This is a genomic window from Thalassococcus halodurans (assembly GCF_900108225.1).
Taxonomy (GTDB): Bacteria; Pseudomonadota; Alphaproteobacteria; order Rhodobacterales; family Rhodobacteraceae; genus Thalassococcus; species Thalassococcus halodurans.
In genome coordinates, this window is the sequence record NZ_FNUZ01000004.1 from 201,374 (window position 1) to 216,599 (window position 15,226).

Genomic DNA, 15,226 nt, shown 5'->3' on the forward strand with positions numbered 1-15,226 from the left:
GCCCATGCAACACATCGATCCGGACCACCACGATGGCACATCCGATGCCACACCCGGCGGAGAGCCGGACAAGCGCAGACCGGGAGAGCTGGTTTTTGCCCTTGTGATGTTGCTGGCCAGCCTTTTCCTTTTGAACAGCGCCTATGGCATTGCGGGCTTTGATGCCCTGTCATCGCCGGGGGCCATTCCGATGGCCACAACGGCGGCCATGGTGCTGAGTGCTGCTGTCATTCTGTGGAACACGGCGAAACTGCCGTTGGATCGCACAGAAAGCCTAATCAAAGACATCCTGCCGCTGACTGTTGTGATGTTCGCGCTGTTTCTGGTGGCCTTCGGTGTTCTGCTGAAACCCTTGGGCTTTCTGCCCACATCGGCATTGTTCCTGATCGCCGCGATCAAGATCCTTGGCAAGCGTAGCTGGCTCTGGACCGTGGGAATCGCGGTGTTCAGCCTTGTGGTGGTCTGGCTGATCTTCCGCATTGTGTTCACCGTTCTGATGCCCGCCGGCATCGTGCCCGAGGCCGAGTTGATCCAGTTTTTCCGAAACGTCTTTGCAGGAGGGGCGCAGTGATGGAAACGTTGATGCACTTCCTGACCGTTTTCTCGGACCCGCAGTTGTTGCTGCTCGTGGGTCTTGGCACCTTTGCCGGTGTCTATGTCGGTGCGATCCCCGGCCTGTCGGTGACGATGGCCGTGTCGATCCTGATCTCCTTTACCTTCTCGTGGGATGTCTATCCGGCGATCTCGTTGATGATCGGCATCTATATGGGGGGCGTTTACGGTGGCTCGCGGACGGCGATCCTGTTGAATATCCCAGGTGCCCCTTCGGCGATTGCAACAGCGTTGGATGGCTATCCCATGGCCAAACGCGGCGAGGCGGGTACAGCCATTGGTGTGACCACGGTTATGTCCTTCATCGGTGGCTTTATCGGCATCGGCGTTCTGGCGCTGGCGGCACCCTTCGTGTCGGACTTCGCGCTGAAATTCCAGCCGCGCGACTACATGCTGCTGGCGATCCTTGGTATTCTGCTGGTGGGCTCGCTGAGCCAAGGCAGCCTTGTGAAGGGCATCTTCGCCGGTGCTTTGGGCATCGCGATTGGCGCAGTGGGCCGTGACCCGCTGACCTTTGCGGAACGCTTTACCTTTGACTTCCGCCTGATGGAGGGCGGTATTTCGTTCATCGCGGTGATGATCGGTATGTTCGGCGTGTCCGAGGCGCTGCTGCAACTTCACCACGTCGACAAGGACGCCGTGCGTCAAAAGATCACCCGCATTGTGCCGTCGCTGGCGACCGTGAAAAAACACCTGCCGCTGTCTGTGCAGACATCAACTATCGGGGTGACCATTGGCGCACTGCCGGGCACCGGTGGCGATATCGCGGCGCTGATGGCCTATGACCACGCCAAGCGTGTCACCAAGAACCCTGATCGTGAATTCGGCGATGGCGCGATGGAGGGTCTTGTGGCCCCTGAGACCGCCAACAACGCCGCCGTGGGCGGGGCCTTTATCCCGATGATGACACTGGGCATCCCCGGTGATGCGGTCACCGCGATCATGATCGGTGCGCTGTTCATTCACGGCCTGAACCCCGGCCCCATGCTGATGATCGACCAGCCGGATATGTTCTGGTTCATCGTTGGCTGTCTGGTGATGGCAAACTGCTTTATGCTTCTGTTCGGCCTGACAGGGATCAAGCTGTTCACCAAGATCGTCGAAATGCCCCGCAGTGTGCTGATCCCGTTGATCATGCTGCTGTCCATCGTGGGTGCGTTTGCGGTGAATAACTCGATCACCGATGTCTACTGGATGCTGGGCTTTGGTGTCTTTGGCTACTTCATGCGCCACTACGGCTATCCGTTGGGGCCGGTCATTCTGGGCGTGATCCTGTCGCGCCTTCTGGACGACAACTGGCGCCGCGCGATCATTTCGGAACGTGAAGATCTGGGCAACTTCTTTGCCGGTGTCTTCGGCAGCCCGCTGTCCACCGTTCTTCTGATCGCAGTGGTTCTGATTTTTGTCAGCCAGACACCGGTCTGGGCATGGGGCAAATCCCGCATCTTCGCAAAAAAGGAAAACACCTGATGACGGCCAAGCCGGATCTTAAACTGGGTCTGATCGGCGACAATATCGCGCGGTCTCGCTCTCCCTTGCTGCACCGGCTGGCTGGCCAGCAGAATGGCATGGAGGTGCAGTACGACCGTCTGATCCCCAAGGATATGAACGAAGACTTCGATACTGTGTTCGGCAAATGCGTCGAGCGCGGGTATCGCGGGATCAACGTGACTTATCCCTACAAGGAGCGCGCGGCCAAGGTTGTGACCATCGACGATCCGATGGTCCGCGCCATCGGTGCCGTGAACACTGTTCTGTTCGAAGCCGACGGCCCGAAAGGCCAGAACACCGATTACAGCGGATTTATCGCGGCCTATCGTCTGGCCCGTGCTGACAAAGCGCCGGGCGTTTGCTGTCTGATCGGCACCGGCGGTGTGGGACGTGCGCTTGCCTTTGGGCTGGTCGAGCTGGGCGCATCGGAACTACGGCTGGTGGATCGTGAGGCGGATAAGGCCAAGGCGCTGGCGGATGAACTGGCGGCATTGGGCAGCAAGACAAAGATCGTTGTGGAAACCGACGCGGTTGTGGCTGCAACCGGTGCAACGGGTCTGCTGAACGGCACGCCTGTTGGCATGGTCGGCTATGGCGGCACACCGCTTGCGGCGTCGGCAATGGATGGCGCGGAATGGGCCTTTGATGCGGTCTATACGCCCGTTGATACGCAATTCCTGACCGATGCCGAAGCTGCCGGTCTGGATGTGATTTCCGGTTACGAGTTGTTTTTCTTCCAAGGCGTTCATGCATGGGCGCATTTCTCTGGCACGGCACTGGATCAGGACGGGCTGCGCAAAGCCCTGCTTGAAACGGTCGAGCCAGAGCTGAAGTCCGCTTAACGCGGCGATCAAGGTGCGGGTAAGCCGGCGCTGGTGTGACAGAGAAGGACAAAAGATGAAGACTTCAATCGCGACCGTCTCGATTTCCGGAAACCTTCGGGAAAAATTGCATGCCATTGCCAAGGCTGGCTTTGACGGCATCGAAATCTTTGAACAGGATTTCATCGCCGACGAAGGCACCCCGCGTGAAATCGGCCAGATGATCCGTGACCATGGGCTTGAGATTACCCTGTTCCAGCCGTTTCGCGATTTCGAAGGCCTGACAGGCGATCTTCGCCAGCGGGCCTTTGACCGCGCGAAGGCCAAGTTCGACACGATGGCGGAACTGGGCACAGATCGCATTCTGGTTTGTTCCACGGTGCACCCTGCCTCTGTTGGCGGGATCGATCGTGCGGCGGATGATTTTGCAGAGCTGGGTGAAATCGCCAAGCCTTACGGCATTCAGGTCGGGTACGAGGCGCTGGCGTGGGGCCGTCACATCCATGATCACCGCGATGCATGGGAAATCGTGCGACGTGCCGATCATCCGAACGTGGGCATCATTCTGGACAGCTTCCACACACTGTCCCGCAAGATTGATCCGAACTCGATCCGCAGCATTCCGTCGGACAAGATCGTCTTCGTGCAGTTGGCAGATGCGCCGCTGATCGACATGGATCTGCTCTATTGGTCGCGCCACTTCCGCAACATGCCGGGCGAGGGCGATCTGCCCGTGACCGATTTTATGCGTGCGGTGGCCGCCACCGGTTATGACGACTGGATCAGTCTTGAGATTTTCAACGACCAGTTTCGCGGCGGACGCCCCGTCGGGCTGGCGCGGGATGGCTACCGATCGTTGATCGCCCTGATGGACGACGTGCGCCGGATCGAACCCGATATCGCCGCCACTGTGCCGGATATTCCGGCGCGTCTGACCGTTGATGGTGTGGCGTTTGTCGAATTCACCACGCGCGGGTCCGAGGCGGATGCTCTGGGCAAGTTGCTGTCCTCGATGGGCTTTACACACGTGGGCAACCACGTGTCGAAAAAGGTGGCGCTTTGGCAGCAGGGCGATATCCGGATCGTGCTGAACCAGGAAGAAACCGGCTTTGCTGGGTCGGCCTATACGATGCACGGCACCTCGGTTTGTGACGTAGGTCTGCGCGTGTCCAATGCGACCGATACGACCATCCGTGCCAAAGCGTTGGGCGAGGACCTGTTCAGCCAGCCGGTCGGACCCGGTGAATTGGAAATCCCAGCAATCCGCAGTGTCGGTGGTAGCGTTCTGCATTTTATCGACGAAGCCAGCGGTCTGAGCGACGTTTGGGATGTGGAATTCCGGCCATCCGGGCAAGGGCCCGAGAATAAAGTGGGCCTGTCACGGATCGACCATGTGGCCGAGACGATGAACTATGACGAAATGCTCAGCTGGTCGCTGTTCTACACCTCGATTTTCGACATGAAGCGCGCGCCGATGAATGACGTTATCGACCCCGACGGGTTGGTGCGCAGTCAGGCGATTGAGACGCCGGACGGACAGGTGCGTATCACGCTGAACGGCGCGGAAACGCACCGGACGCTGGCGGGCAGTTTCCTGGCCGAAAGTTTTGGTGGCGCGGTCCAGCATCTGGCGTTCCAGGCGGACGATATCTTTGCCACTGCCGAAGAAATGGCGGGCCTTGGATTTGAGCCGCTGCCGATGACAGGGAACTACTACCGCGACCTGAAGGCGCGGTTCGCGATTGATGATGCGCAGTTGGAGAAACTGAAAGCCCATCACATCCTGTATGACGAAGACGCACAGGGCGGGTTCTATCAGTTCTATTCGAAACCTTTTGCGGGCGGCTTCTTTTTCGAGATCGTGCAACGCGTCGATCACTACGACGGATATGGCGCGCCGAACGCGCCGTTCCGGATTGCGGCGCAGAAACGTCTGTTGCGGCCCAAAGGCATGCCCAAGGCATAAATCCTTGCGTCGCGCCTAGATGTTTTCCGGTGTGAAAATGTCAAAGCCCAACGCCACCCGTTGCGCCCCTGCGCCGGGGCCAAGGTCTTTGGACTTGATCATGGTGGCGATGGCCTCGCGGGCGAAGGCCTCCATCGGGTGGGCGATCAGCATGGTCAGCGTCCCGTCGGCCAATGCGCTGCGGGTGACATCGAACAACTCATAGCCGACTGCCACGAAATCATCGCGACGCGGATTGTCACGCAGGGCACCGATGGCCCCCGTGATCCCGCCACCCGAGATGAAAAGGCCGCACAGGTCAGGGTGATCGCGCAGCATCTGCTCAACGATATCGCGGGCTGCTGCGGCGGACTCGTAGGTCGCCTGAGGTTCCAGCAGGGTGAAGTTGGGATTGTATTCCCGCATATAGGACCGGAAGCCGCTTTCGTTCATTTCTTGATTGCGGAAGCGGTGGTTGCCCACAAGGATGCCGATCTTGCCGGGGTTGCGGACCATTTTGTCAAAGGCCCATGCGGCGGTGCGGCCGATCTTCCAGTTATCAAGCCCGACAAAGCTGACATTCCCGCGCGCTGACAGGGGGCCGATCAGGGCCGCGACAGGCACGCCGTTGTCCAGAACCGTGTCGATGGCATTGGCGACGATAGGATGCTGTGCCGCGACAACGGCAATCGATTCGCATCTTTCACCCAATGAGATGATCTGTTGGGCCACATTTTCAGGAGACAGGTTGCTGACGAACTCAAGCGTCAGTTTGATCCTGCAATTTGGATGCATCTCAGCTGCGCTGCGAATCGCCTTCCCGAGTTCGTCGTAAAACGTCCTGCCGCTTTGCTGGAGCAGAACGCCCAGATGATAGGTTTTTCGTTGTGCCATAACGGATTGCGTCATGGCGCCAAGGCCATAGAAGCCAATTTCTTCAGCCGTTCTTAGCACCGATTCCCGCGTCGATTCGCGCACATTTTCGGCGCCGTTGATGATTCTGTTCACTGTCGAAACCGAAACCCCAGCGGCTTCGGCGAGATCGGGAATGGTGGGGCGTTTCATTGTGCCTCTTTCGTATCATTTTATCTCATTCAGGAAATGATCTGACATGTTTTGAAACGAAATTGCAACGAAAAGTATCAGACTATTGATCGAAAATGTGTCGTTCTGGCAGAACCCAGGTCCAGCAAATCTTAGCGCTAACAAGTGGCGCTTGATTGCGGATGGGAGGGAATGAATGGACGATCTGCTTTACGGCACACGCGACAAACGCGGCAATTGGGCCCCGAATGAACAAGCCAAGCCAGCACCTATCTGGCAGCGCCCGTTCAGTCTTCGGAAGGTTCTTGCCTGGGTGCCCGAGTACTTGTGGCCGTGGAATGCGTTCCATCTGGCGACAGCGATCATTTGGGTCACTCTGCTGATCCCGAGTTGGGAAAGCCTCGCGACGCTTTCCATCACGAATTACCTTTGGCTGTATGGCCTGAACGCGGCTGGACTGTTTGTCTTTCTGGGCAGCTTCGAGCTGATCTACTACGTCAAGCGCAAGCAGGGGAACCGGTTCAAGTACAACGGCAAGTTCCCGTCGGAAAACCCGTCAGACGTCTTCTGGTTCAAAAGCCAGAACATCGACAACTTCCTGCGGTCGTTTTTTATCACCGTGCCGCTGTGGACGGTCGTCGAGATCGTGATGCTATGGGCCTATGCCAACAGCTGGGCGGTCTGGTTGCCGTGGACGACGCATTGGGTCTGGCTGACGGTGGTGATCCTTTTGGCACCGGCTGTGCATGAGATCTATTTCTTCTGTCTCCACCGCCTGATCCATACGCCTTTCTTGTACAAACACATCCATTCCGTTCACCACAACTCGATCAACCCGAGCCCATGGTCGTCGCTGTCGATGCACCCCGGTGAAGGCTTTCCTTACATGGCCGAGGCGTGGCTGCACCTGCTGATCCCGTCCAACCCGATTTGCGCGTATTTCACGCTGCATGCGGCAGGCTTCGGGGCGATCAACGGGCACCTTGGCTTCGAGAAACTCGAACTGACCGAAGACACCACTTTGGATAGCCACGCCTACGTTCACTACCTGCACCACAAGTACTTTGAGGTGAACTACGGCGGCGACGGTGTTGTGCCCCTCGATATGCTGTTCGGCACTTGGCACGACGGCTCGAAAGAGGCGGACGAGAAGATGAAGGCGCGTTTCCGCAAGAAAAAGGAAAAGCAGAATTCAAGAAAACCAACGGCAACGCCTGCGGAATAGGTCGACTGACCTGAAGAGCTGCGCGTCACAGCGCAAAACGGCCCCACGGCCATAACCAATGTCACCCGTAAGAGGAACGGGACCACTAGGGAGGATATGACATGAAACTGAAGGCAATCATCACGGCGGCGGCGACCGCCACGCTGATGGCAACGGGCGCATATGCGCAGGACATCGCGGTTATCGCGGGCTCTGTCGAAGATGCGTTCATGGACAAGATCAAAAAAGGTGTCGATGACGCGACACACATGGTCGAAGCCAACGGCGGTACAGTTCAGTACCTGCGTACACAGAACTACGAAAACTTCGGTCCCGATCTGGTGACACTGATCAACCAAGCGGTTGCGCAGGGCGTAGACGGCATCGCGATCCCCGTCTGGGTTCCGGACGCACAGATCCCCGCACTGCAGGCCGCAGGCGAGCAGGGCATCAAGATCATGCAGTACAACTCGGGTCTGCCGGTCAAAGCTGACATCAACGCGATCAACTACTTCGGTTCTGACGAATACGAAGCGGGCTTCGGCGGTGGTAAGTACCTTGCTGAAAAAGGCGCGAAGCACATCCTTTGCCACATCCAGGTTCCGGGCGCGATCAACCTTGAAGAGCGTTGCCGCGGTGTAACCGACGGTGCTGCAGAAGCAGGCGCGAAAGTGACTGTTCTGAACACACCTGCGAACCTTGACGGTGACGTCACAGGTACAGCGGAGGCGCTGAAAGCGGAATTCATCGGCGACAGCTCGATCGACGCGATGGTATCCTGCGCGGACTTCGGTGCGGCCGCTGGTGCAAACGCGGTTGAGCAGACCGGTCTGGACATCATGGTTTCCGCCTTTGACTTCTCGCCCGCATCGCTTGAGCGTATCTCGGCCGGTACCCAGACAATGGCTATCGACCAGCAGCCTTATCTCCAGGGCTTCCTTGCAACGTCCATGCTGTTCGCCAACCTGAAGTTTGGCACAGAGATTTCGACAGATCCGGTTCTGACCGGTCCGGCGATCATCGACGCATCGAACGTTGACGCTGTCAAAGCAGGCGCAGCACTCGGCGCACGCTAATCAGCACATTCGCCCGGCTGGCCCATGCTGGCCGGGCAACTCATTGCGCCCGTAACATCGGACATGCGCAAAAGGCAAAAGTTCACCTTGGGGAATAAAATGGCGGACACACAATCAACAAAGAACGAGTCTTCAGAAGGAGGGTTTTCACTCCTCAGCTTGTTCAGACGCCCAGAAGCGGGCGCGGCAGCCGGTTTCGTACTGATCTTTCTTTTCTTCAGCTTCTTCGGTTGGGATAAGAACTTTCTGACACCGCTCGGCGCATCGACCTGGCTCAATTTCGCCTCCAAGGTGGGTATTATCGCTATTCCGATCGGATTTCTGATGATCGCGGGCGAGCTGGATATTTCGGTCGGGGCGGTTATCCCTGCCGGTGGTATCGTGCTGGCCATGGCGGTCGAGATCTTCGGTTTCAATTTCTGGGTCGCAGTCCTGTTCAGCTTTGCTGTCGCTGCCGCCATCGGCTGGATAAACGGGATGCTGGTGACCCGCACGCAGGTGCCGTCGCTGATCGTAACGCTTGCCACACTCTTCGTTGTGGCCGGTCTGAACGCTTATGTCTCCAAGCAAATCGCGGGCACCACACAGCATAGCCTGCCTGATGTGGGTGCCATCTCTGAATTCCTGATGGGCGATTATCATTCGCTGGTGATCGGTGAGGGCGAAAGCGCGTTCACAATCTTCCGCAGCCTGCAAAGCTCGTTCTTTATCTGGATCGTTGTGGCGGTCATGTGCTTCTACATCCTGCACGTTTCCCCTTGGGGCAACTGGATCTTCGCTATGGGCGGTGATCAGGAAAGCGCTCGCAACGCAGGTATCCCGACCAACCGTCTGAAGATTGCGCTGTTTATGCTGTCTGCCATGGCCGCCGCACTGGTCGGCATGACCGAAGCGGTTCTGGCGAACACGGCAAGTACGACAACCCAGTTCGGCATGATCTTTAACACCATCATCTGTGTGGTTGTTGGCGGCGTGCTTCTGACCGGTGGTTTCGGGACAGTGACAGGGGTTGTGTTCGGCACGCTGACATTCGGCATCGTGTTCCAGGGCATCAACTTCACCACCTTCGACAAAGACCTGAACATGCTGTTCATCGGCGCGCTTCTTCTGATCGCGGTTCTGATGAATGACACCTTCCGTAATCTCGCGACCAGTGCGTCGACGTCCAAGAAGAAGTGAGGTCTTAACGATGTCTGATAAAGCTCCTGTATTGGAAATGCGCAACGTCGACAAAAGCTTTGGCCCGATCGACGTTCTCCACGAAATCTCGCTCAAGGTGCACGAAGGCGAAGTTCTTTGTCTGCTGGGCGACAACGGTGCCGGCAAGTCCACGCTGATCAAAACGCTGTCGGGTGTGCATCAGCCGACCCGTGGCCAGATGATGATGGACGGCCAAGAGGTCCGCTTCCCGCGTCCGCGCGATGCGCAGGAAATGGGGATCGCGACTGTGCACCAGTTCGGCGGGACCTATCCGCTGATGTCGGTGGGCCGGAACTTTTTTGCCGGTGCGGAACCGACCAAAGGCTTTGGCCCGTTCAAGGTGTTTGATCGCCAGAAGGCCAACCAGATCGCGGTCGAGGAAGTCCAGAAGATGGGCATCACCCGCATCACCGATGGCGACCGTTTGGTTGGTGGCCTGTCGGGTGGTGAGCGTCAGTCGCTGGCGATTGCCCGCGCGGTGTATTTCGGTGCCCGCGTTCTGATTTTGGACGAACCGACAGCGGCCCTTGGCGTGAAACAGGCAGCCCACGTTCTGCGGATCGTGAACGAAGCCAAACGTCGTGGTCTGGCGGTGATCTTCATCACCCACCAGGTCATGCATGCGATGGCCGTTGGCGACCACTTCGCGGTTCTGATCCGCGGCGCGATCGCGGCGGACTTCCGCAAAGGCGAAAAGAGCCGAGAAGAAATCGCCGACCTGATGGCGGGCGGTGAATCCATGGCAGATCTGGAAGCCAATATCGACGGAATGGCCGACGCGTAATCGCGCGTCGACCACTAGGACAAACCACCTGAATGGGCTGACTTCCCATTCTTCCCCCCTGACGGCCTGGCGCTTCGCCGGGTCGTCGCATCACTCTTTAGGTCAGATAGAAACATGACAACACGACTTGCTATCATTGGGGCTGGCTTGATGGGCGAAGATCACGCCCGAATTTTCGCTCAGGAAGTGCCCGGTGCGACACTTCAGGTGATCTGTGATCCCGACAACAACCGCGCGGCTGCGGTTGCAGACAAATTTTCGGCGGCGGATGTGGCGACAGATGCCGCAGCGACCATCGCACGGCCAGATGTTGACGCTGTTGTCATCGCAAGCCCCGACTTCACCCACGCGGACCTGACACGACAGTGCATCGACGCGGGCAAACGTGTGCTGTGCGAAAAGCCGTTGTCGCAGAAATCGTCCGAATGCCTTGAGGTCATGCAGGCCGAAGTTCTTCTGAACGCGCGCCACGTGATGCTGGGCTTTATGCGTCGCTATGATCAATCCTACATAGACATGCGCGCGGCATTGACCGGCGGCAAACTGGGTCGTGCGTTGATGATGCACAACTTCCACCGCAACGTGGAAACGCCTGCGTCGGACTTTACCGGTGCAATGGCAATTACCAACTCGGCCCCGCATGAATTCGACGTTGTGCGACATGTCATGGGTGTTGAATACACCTCGATCACAGCGCATCAGCCGCGCCGGTCGGACAGCCGCGTGGCACCCGTTGTGATGGTGCTGGAAACCTCTGATGACCAGCTTGTCATGATCGAGATCAACAACAACGCGGCCTATGGCTATGACGTGCGTGCCGAACTGGTGGGCGAAGCCGGTTCCATCGCGATCAACAACGTGGCCTACACGCGCACCGACAGCCGTTTCACCTCCAGCACGCCTTATGATGCGGACTGGCGCAGCCGTTACGCGGACGCCTATCGCCGTCAGAACCGTGAATTCATCCGCTTTGTCGAAACCGGCGAATTCCCAGGCATCGCGTCGGATGCGTGGGATGGTTACTGCGCCGCAGTTGTCGCCGAAGCGGGCGTGCGCGCGCTGGAAAGCGGCCAGACAAGCCCTGTTTCCCTGATCGAAAAGCCGGAGTTGTACGCATGAAGCTTGGTTTCGTTTCCGACAGCCTTGGTGGCATGAGCCTTGATCACCTGCTTGATAGCGCGGTGCGCATGGGTGTTTCGGGTATTGAGGTGAATACCTGTGGCTGGTCCACAGCGCCGCATTTCGATCTGCAAACGATGTTGAAAGACGCCAGCGCGCGGAAAGAGTTTCTGAACGCTTTCGGCGAACGCGCGCTTGAGGTGATCAGCCTGAACGCCAACGGCAACCCGTTGCATCCCACCGACCCCAAGCAAGGCAGCGACCTAAAGGATACAATCCGCGTTGCCGGTGAGATGGGTATCAAGACCGTGTGCACCATGTCCGGCCTGCCTGCGGGCAATGCCAATGACACGATGCCCAACTGGGTTGTGTCCAGCTGGCCGCCGGAAACTCAGGCGATCCTGAACTACCAGTGGAACGATGTTCTGATCCCGTTCTGGCAAGAGATCGTTGAACTGGCAAAAGAATGCGGTGTCGAGCGCATCGCGTTGGAATTGCACGGTAACCAGTGTGTTTATAACGTACCCTCCCTCCTGAAACTGCGCGACGCGGTCGGGCCCGTGGTTGGGGCCAACCTCGACCCGTCGCACCTTTTCTGGATGGGCGCCGATCCTTTGGCTGCGGCCGAGGCGTTGGGCGATGCGATCTATCACGTGCATGCCAAAGACACGATGCTGAACGCCCCTGTCCAGGCCACGACCGGTCTGCTGGAAAACGGATCCCTGATGGATATTCCGGCGCGCAGCTGGTCCTACATCACGCTTGGCTTCGGCCACGGCGAAGAATGGTGGCGCCAGTTCTGCTACCGCCTGAAAATGGCCGGCTACGACGGCTGGCTGTCTATCGAACACGAAGACGTTCTGTTGAACTCTTTGGAAGGGTTGGAGAAATCCGTGACCCTTCTGCAGGGCGTGATGCCAAGCGCGCCCGCTGACTTCAAACCCCAAGACATCTGAGGAAAGACCAATGCCAACTTGGATTGATGCCTGCGCTGCTGAAGATATCGATGAAGAAGATGTCATCCGTTTCGATCACGGGGACCGCACCTTTATCATCGTTCGCGATCACGAAGATAACTACTATTGCACAGATGGTCTGTGCACCCACGAAGACGTGCACCTGTGCGACGGTCTGGTTGTCGAAGCGACAATCGAATGCCCGAAACACGCGTCGATTTTCGACATGACCAACGGCGAAGTGGAAACGCCGCCTGCATGTGAAAACCTGCACACCTACCAAACCAAGGTCGAAGACGGCCGCGTGTTCGTGGAAATCTGATATGGCGTTCCAACTGGCCGCTTGTGCGGAAATGCTCTGGCAGGACAAGCCTATTGCATGGCGCGCGTCGCGATTGAAAGAGCTGGGGTTTGGTGTCGGGCTTTGGAACTGGCCGGATTGGGACTTGGACGCGCTTGAGAAAACAGGTGCGACCTTCACCATCATGAACGGATATCTGGAAGGCCGTCTTGCAGATGCCGAGGGGGCGGACATGTTGATCAAGTCCGCCCGCGAAGCAGCGCAGGTCGGCAAGCGTTTGGGCGTCCACCGCCTGAACCTGCATGGCACCGGTCTGGGGGATATGGGCATTCCGATCCCGCAGATGGCGCATGTGGCGCCTGGCATGTGGCTGCGCGCCCGCGACACGCTGCACCGGATTTGCGATATGGCCGAGGAAGAAGGCGTGATGTTCACGCTGGAAAACCTGAACCTGCGCGAACACCCCGGCTGTCCGTTCAATTCCACCGCTGACGTTCTGTCACTGGTTGCCGCTGTGGATCGCCCGCAGTTGCGCATCAACCTTGATCTTTATCACACGCAAATCGGCGAGGGCGATGTGATCCGCCACGCCGAAGCCTGCCTGCCGTGGATCGGCGAAGTGCAGGTTGCAGACAACCCCGGTCGCTGTGAACCCGGCACCGGCGAAATGAACTGGCCCATGATCGCCAAGGCATTGCACGCGATGGGCTATGACGGCCCCGTCGGCATGGAAGCCTTTGCCAAAGACGATCCCGAGGACGCGCTGGACGCGTTCCGTGCGGCCTTTACCCTCTAAAGAAGGAACCCCAGATGTACCACAATCGTCCCCATGTCGAAGACCTCCGTGCGATGAAAAAGCGTGGCGAAAAGATTTCGATGCTGTTCGTCACCACACCGGAAGAAGCGGCTGCGGCCAATGCGGCTGGCATTCACATGCTGTCGATCGAAGGCAAGTTCTTTGACGCAGAGATGCGCGAAGCGGCGGGCGATTGTTTCGTTCAGGTCGGTCTGCCTTATGGCGGTTGGGGCCGGTTTGAAGGCCGTCCCATCGCAACGGGCGAAGACTATTTGCGCGCGGCGTTCCATTACGCGGGCATCGGCGGTGACGCCTACTATTGCTCGGCGTCCTACGACATTCAGAAGCTGCTCTGTGACAACCACTTGCCAGTTGTTGGCCACATCGGTCTGATCCCGTCCTACATCACATGGACTGGCTGGCGCGCAGTTGGCAAAACCGCGGACGAAGCGCTGGCGTTGTGGAAGCACACCCAGATGCTGGAAAAGATCGGTGTCTTCGGTGCCGAGCTTGAGGTCGTGCCGGATCGCGTTGCGAAATACCTGACAGAAAACTCGTCGCTGCTGATGCTGGGTATGGGCGCAGGCAAACATGCCGACGCGCAGTACCTGTTTACCGAAGACGTCTGCGGCTACGGCAAAAACCACAAGCCGCGTCACGGCAAGGTCTATCGCAACTTCGCGCCAGAACTTGAGCGTCTGCAAAACGAACGCATCGCGGCGTTCAAAGACTTCAAGGCGGACGTGGACAACGGCGGCTACCCCGAAGCCTGCCATTCGGTGGCGATCAAGGACGATCAGTTCGATGCGTTCCTCGAGCAGGCAAAAAACGATGCTTAAGGTTGGCGTTGTAGGATACGGCACCGGTGGTCAGCATTTCCATACGCCGTTTATCGCAGCGGCCGAGGGCTGTTCGTTGGCAGGCATCGTTGCACGGGCCGAGGCGACTGTCGCCAAGGCGCGTGCCGACTGGCCGGATGTTCCGATTTTCCCAAGCCTGACGGCCATGATCGAAGCGGGCGTTTGCGATGCGGTGACCATCACCACACCGCCCCAGACGCGCCGTGATCTTGTTCTGGAAGCGATCAATGCTGGCCTGCACGTGGTGGCGGACAAACCCTTTGCCCCGAATTACGAGGGCGCAATGGAGTTGGACGCAGCGGCCAAGGCCAAGGGCGTGACACTGGGTGTGTACCAGAACCGCCGCTACGATTCCGATTTGCAGACCTTGGCCAAGATCATCAGGGATGGTCGTCTGGGTCAGGTCTGGCGCATTCACAGCCGGATGGATTTCGACGATCCCGCAACGCTTGAGGCCGGCCCGACAGGCGGTCTGTTGCGCGATCTGGGCAGCCATCTGGTGGACCAGATGATCTGGTTGAACGGTCCGGTCACGTCGGTTTCGGTGCACATGGATCACGTTGATCTGCCCGAGGGTCGTACGGACGCCAGCTTTGTCATCACACTGAACCACGAAAGCGGTCCGGTGTCTGTGGTGTCGGCATCAAAACTGAACCGCCTTAGCACCCGTGAACTGCGGGCCTATGGCGACAAAGGCGCCTACGTCAGCTACGGCACCGACGTGCAGGCGCAACAGATTTTCGCGGGCCAGCAACCCACCGATGATCCGGATGCCTGGGGCTATGAGCCTGAAAGCAACTGGGGCACGCTTTATACCGACGAAGGTCCGGCAAAAGTACCAGCCGAGCAGGGGCGCTATCACGACTACTACGCCGCCTTCGCCAAAGCGGTCGCCGACGGCACCGAGCCGCCCGTGACGGCCGAAACAGGTGCGCGGACGCTTGCCGTTCTGGATGCCGCGCGGCAAAGCGCGGAAGAAGGCCGGTCCATCCAGCTTTGAAACAACAGGGGTAAAGG

15 protein-coding genes are annotated in these 15,226 nt (G+C 58.3%); 14 read left to right on the forward strand and 1 reads right to left on the reverse strand.

The window, feature by feature from the left end:
• The first annotated feature begins 4 nt into the window (after nt 1-4).
• The 4 genes from C4S59_RS13460 to C4S59_RS13475 are packed head-to-tail and all read left to right on the forward strand — an operon-like array spanning nt 5 to nt 4,890.
• Nucleotides 5-571, forward strand: coding sequence for a tripartite tricarboxylate transporter TctB family protein (locus C4S59_RS13460; RefSeq protein ID WP_103911046.1), 567 nt, complete (start codon nt 5-7; stop codon nt 569-571).
• Nucleotides 571-2,082: a tripartite tricarboxylate transporter permease gene (locus C4S59_RS13465; protein WP_103911047.1), complete on the forward strand. Its 1,512-nt coding sequence runs from the start codon at nt 571-573 to the stop codon at nt 2,080-2,082. The genes C4S59_RS13460 and C4S59_RS13465 overlap by 1 nt, the downstream gene beginning before the upstream one ends.
• Nucleotides 2,082-2,945 carry a shikimate dehydrogenase family protein gene (locus tag C4S59_RS13470; RefSeq protein WP_103911048.1) on the forward strand — a complete coding sequence of 288 codons (864 nt, stop codon included), beginning with the start codon at nt 2,082-2,084 and terminating at the stop codon, nt 2,943-2,945. Before C4S59_RS13465 ends, C4S59_RS13470 begins: the two co-directional genes overlap by 1 nt.
• Nucleotides 2,946-3,000: 55 nt before the next feature.
• The gene (locus tag C4S59_RS13475) at nt 3,001-4,890 is read left to right on the forward strand and encodes a bifunctional sugar phosphate isomerase/epimerase/4-hydroxyphenylpyruvate dioxygenase family protein (protein WP_103911049.1); all 1,890 of its coding nucleotides are present in this window, start codon (nt 3,001-3,003) and stop codon (nt 4,888-4,890) included.
• Nucleotides 4,891-4,905: 15 nt separating this feature from the next.
• Here the strand turns inward: C4S59_RS13475 and C4S59_RS13480 are convergent, their stop codons facing one another.
• A complete protein-coding gene (locus C4S59_RS13480; protein ID WP_103911050.1) occupies nt 4,906-5,934 on the reverse strand; it encodes a LacI family DNA-binding transcriptional regulator in 1,029 nt (342 codons plus the stop codon).
• A gap of 175 nt (nt 5,935-6,109) precedes the next feature.
• Between C4S59_RS13480 and C4S59_RS13485 the strand changes: the two genes are divergently transcribed.
• From C4S59_RS13485 to C4S59_RS13530, 10 genes are all read left to right on the forward strand, one after another.
• Complete coding sequence (locus C4S59_RS13485; RefSeq protein WP_103911051.1) at nt 6,110-7,138, forward strand: sterol desaturase family protein; 1,029 nt, start codon at nt 6,110-6,112, stop codon at nt 7,136-7,138.
• A gap of 101 nt (nt 7,139-7,239) precedes the next feature.
• Complete coding sequence (locus C4S59_RS13490; RefSeq protein WP_103911052.1) at nt 7,240-8,193, forward strand: substrate-binding domain-containing protein; 954 nt, start codon at nt 7,240-7,242, stop codon at nt 8,191-8,193.
• A gap of 159 nt (nt 8,194-8,352) precedes the next feature.
• Nucleotides 8,353-9,372 (forward strand): ABC transporter permease, encoded by a 1,020-nt coding sequence (locus C4S59_RS13495; RefSeq protein WP_234994772.1) that lies wholly within the window; start codon nt 8,353-8,355, stop codon nt 9,370-9,372.
• Between the two features lie 10 nt (nt 9,373-9,382).
• Nucleotides 9,383-10,177 (forward strand): ATP-binding cassette domain-containing protein, encoded by a 795-nt coding sequence (locus C4S59_RS13500; RefSeq protein WP_103911054.1) that lies wholly within the window; start codon nt 9,383-9,385, stop codon nt 10,175-10,177.
• A gap of 114 nt (nt 10,178-10,291) precedes the next feature.
• Complete coding sequence (locus tag C4S59_RS13505; RefSeq protein ID WP_103911055.1) at nt 10,292-11,296, forward strand: Gfo/Idh/MocA family oxidoreductase; 1,005 nt, start codon at nt 10,292-10,294, stop codon at nt 11,294-11,296.
• A complete protein-coding gene (locus C4S59_RS13510; RefSeq protein WP_103911056.1) occupies nt 11,293-12,252 on the forward strand; it encodes a sugar phosphate isomerase/epimerase family protein in 960 nt (319 codons plus the stop codon). The genes C4S59_RS13505 and C4S59_RS13510 overlap by 4 nt, the downstream gene beginning before the upstream one ends.
• A 10-nt stretch (nt 12,253-12,262) precedes the next feature.
• Complete coding sequence (locus C4S59_RS13515; protein WP_103911057.1) at nt 12,263-12,574, forward strand: MocE family 2Fe-2S type ferredoxin; 312 nt, start codon at nt 12,263-12,265, stop codon at nt 12,572-12,574.
• Nucleotide 12,575: 1 nt separating this feature from the next.
• The gene (locus C4S59_RS13520) at nt 12,576-13,349 is read left to right on the forward strand and encodes a TIM barrel protein (RefSeq protein ID WP_103911058.1); all 774 of its coding nucleotides are present in this window, start codon (nt 12,576-12,578) and stop codon (nt 13,347-13,349) included.
• Nucleotides 13,350-13,363: 14 nt separating this feature from the next.
• The gene (locus C4S59_RS13525) at nt 13,364-14,188 is read left to right on the forward strand and encodes a 3-methyl-2-oxobutanoate hydroxymethyltransferase (protein ID WP_103911059.1); all 825 of its coding nucleotides are present in this window, start codon (nt 13,364-13,366) and stop codon (nt 14,186-14,188) included.
• Nucleotides 14,181-15,209 carry a Gfo/Idh/MocA family protein gene (locus tag C4S59_RS13530; RefSeq protein ID WP_103911060.1) on the forward strand — a complete coding sequence of 343 codons (1,029 nt, stop codon included), beginning with the start codon at nt 14,181-14,183 and terminating at the stop codon, nt 15,207-15,209. Before C4S59_RS13525 ends, C4S59_RS13530 begins: the two co-directional genes overlap by 8 nt.
• Nucleotides 15,210-15,226: the final 17 nt, after the last annotated feature.

Bases quoted from the DNA above. Each gene is read 5' to 3' on its own strand.
- C4S59_RS13460 (WP_103911046.1), top strand. From the start codon at position 5: ATGCAACACATCGATCCGGACCACCACGATGGCACATCCGATGCCACA.
- C4S59_RS13465 (WP_103911047.1), top strand. From the start codon at position 571: ATGGAAACGTTGATGCACTTCCTGACCGTTTTCTCGGACCCGCAGTTG.
- C4S59_RS13470 (WP_103911048.1), top strand. From the start codon at position 2,082: ATGACGGCCAAGCCGGATCTTAAACTGGGTCTGATCGGCGACAATATC.
- C4S59_RS13475 (WP_103911049.1), top strand. From the start codon at position 3,001: ATGAAGACTTCAATCGCGACCGTCTCGATTTCCGGAAACCTTCGGGAA.
- C4S59_RS13480 (WP_103911050.1), bottom strand. From the start codon at position 5,934: ATGAAACGCCCCACCATTCCCGATCTCGCCGAAGCCGCTGGGGTTTCG.
- C4S59_RS13485 (WP_103911051.1), top strand. From the start codon at position 6,110: ATGGACGATCTGCTTTACGGCACACGCGACAAACGCGGCAATTGGGCC.
- C4S59_RS13490 (WP_103911052.1), top strand. From the start codon at position 7,240: ATGAAACTGAAGGCAATCATCACGGCGGCGGCGACCGCCACGCTGATG.
- C4S59_RS13500 (WP_103911054.1), top strand. From the start codon at position 9,383: ATGTCTGATAAAGCTCCTGTATTGGAAATGCGCAACGTCGACAAAAGC.
- C4S59_RS13505 (WP_103911055.1), top strand. From the start codon at position 10,292: ATGACAACACGACTTGCTATCATTGGGGCTGGCTTGATGGGCGAAGAT.
- C4S59_RS13510 (WP_103911056.1), top strand. From the start codon at position 11,293: ATGAAGCTTGGTTTCGTTTCCGACAGCCTTGGTGGCATGAGCCTTGAT.
- C4S59_RS13515 (WP_103911057.1), top strand. From the start codon at position 12,263: ATGCCAACTTGGATTGATGCCTGCGCTGCTGAAGATATCGATGAAGAA.
- C4S59_RS13520 (WP_103911058.1), top strand. From the start codon at position 12,576: ATGGCGTTCCAACTGGCCGCTTGTGCGGAAATGCTCTGGCAGGACAAG.
- C4S59_RS13525 (WP_103911059.1), top strand. From the start codon at position 13,364: ATGTACCACAATCGTCCCCATGTCGAAGACCTCCGTGCGATGAAAAAG.
- C4S59_RS13530 (WP_103911060.1), top strand. From the start codon at position 14,181: ATGCTTAAGGTTGGCGTTGTAGGATACGGCACCGGTGGTCAGCATTTC.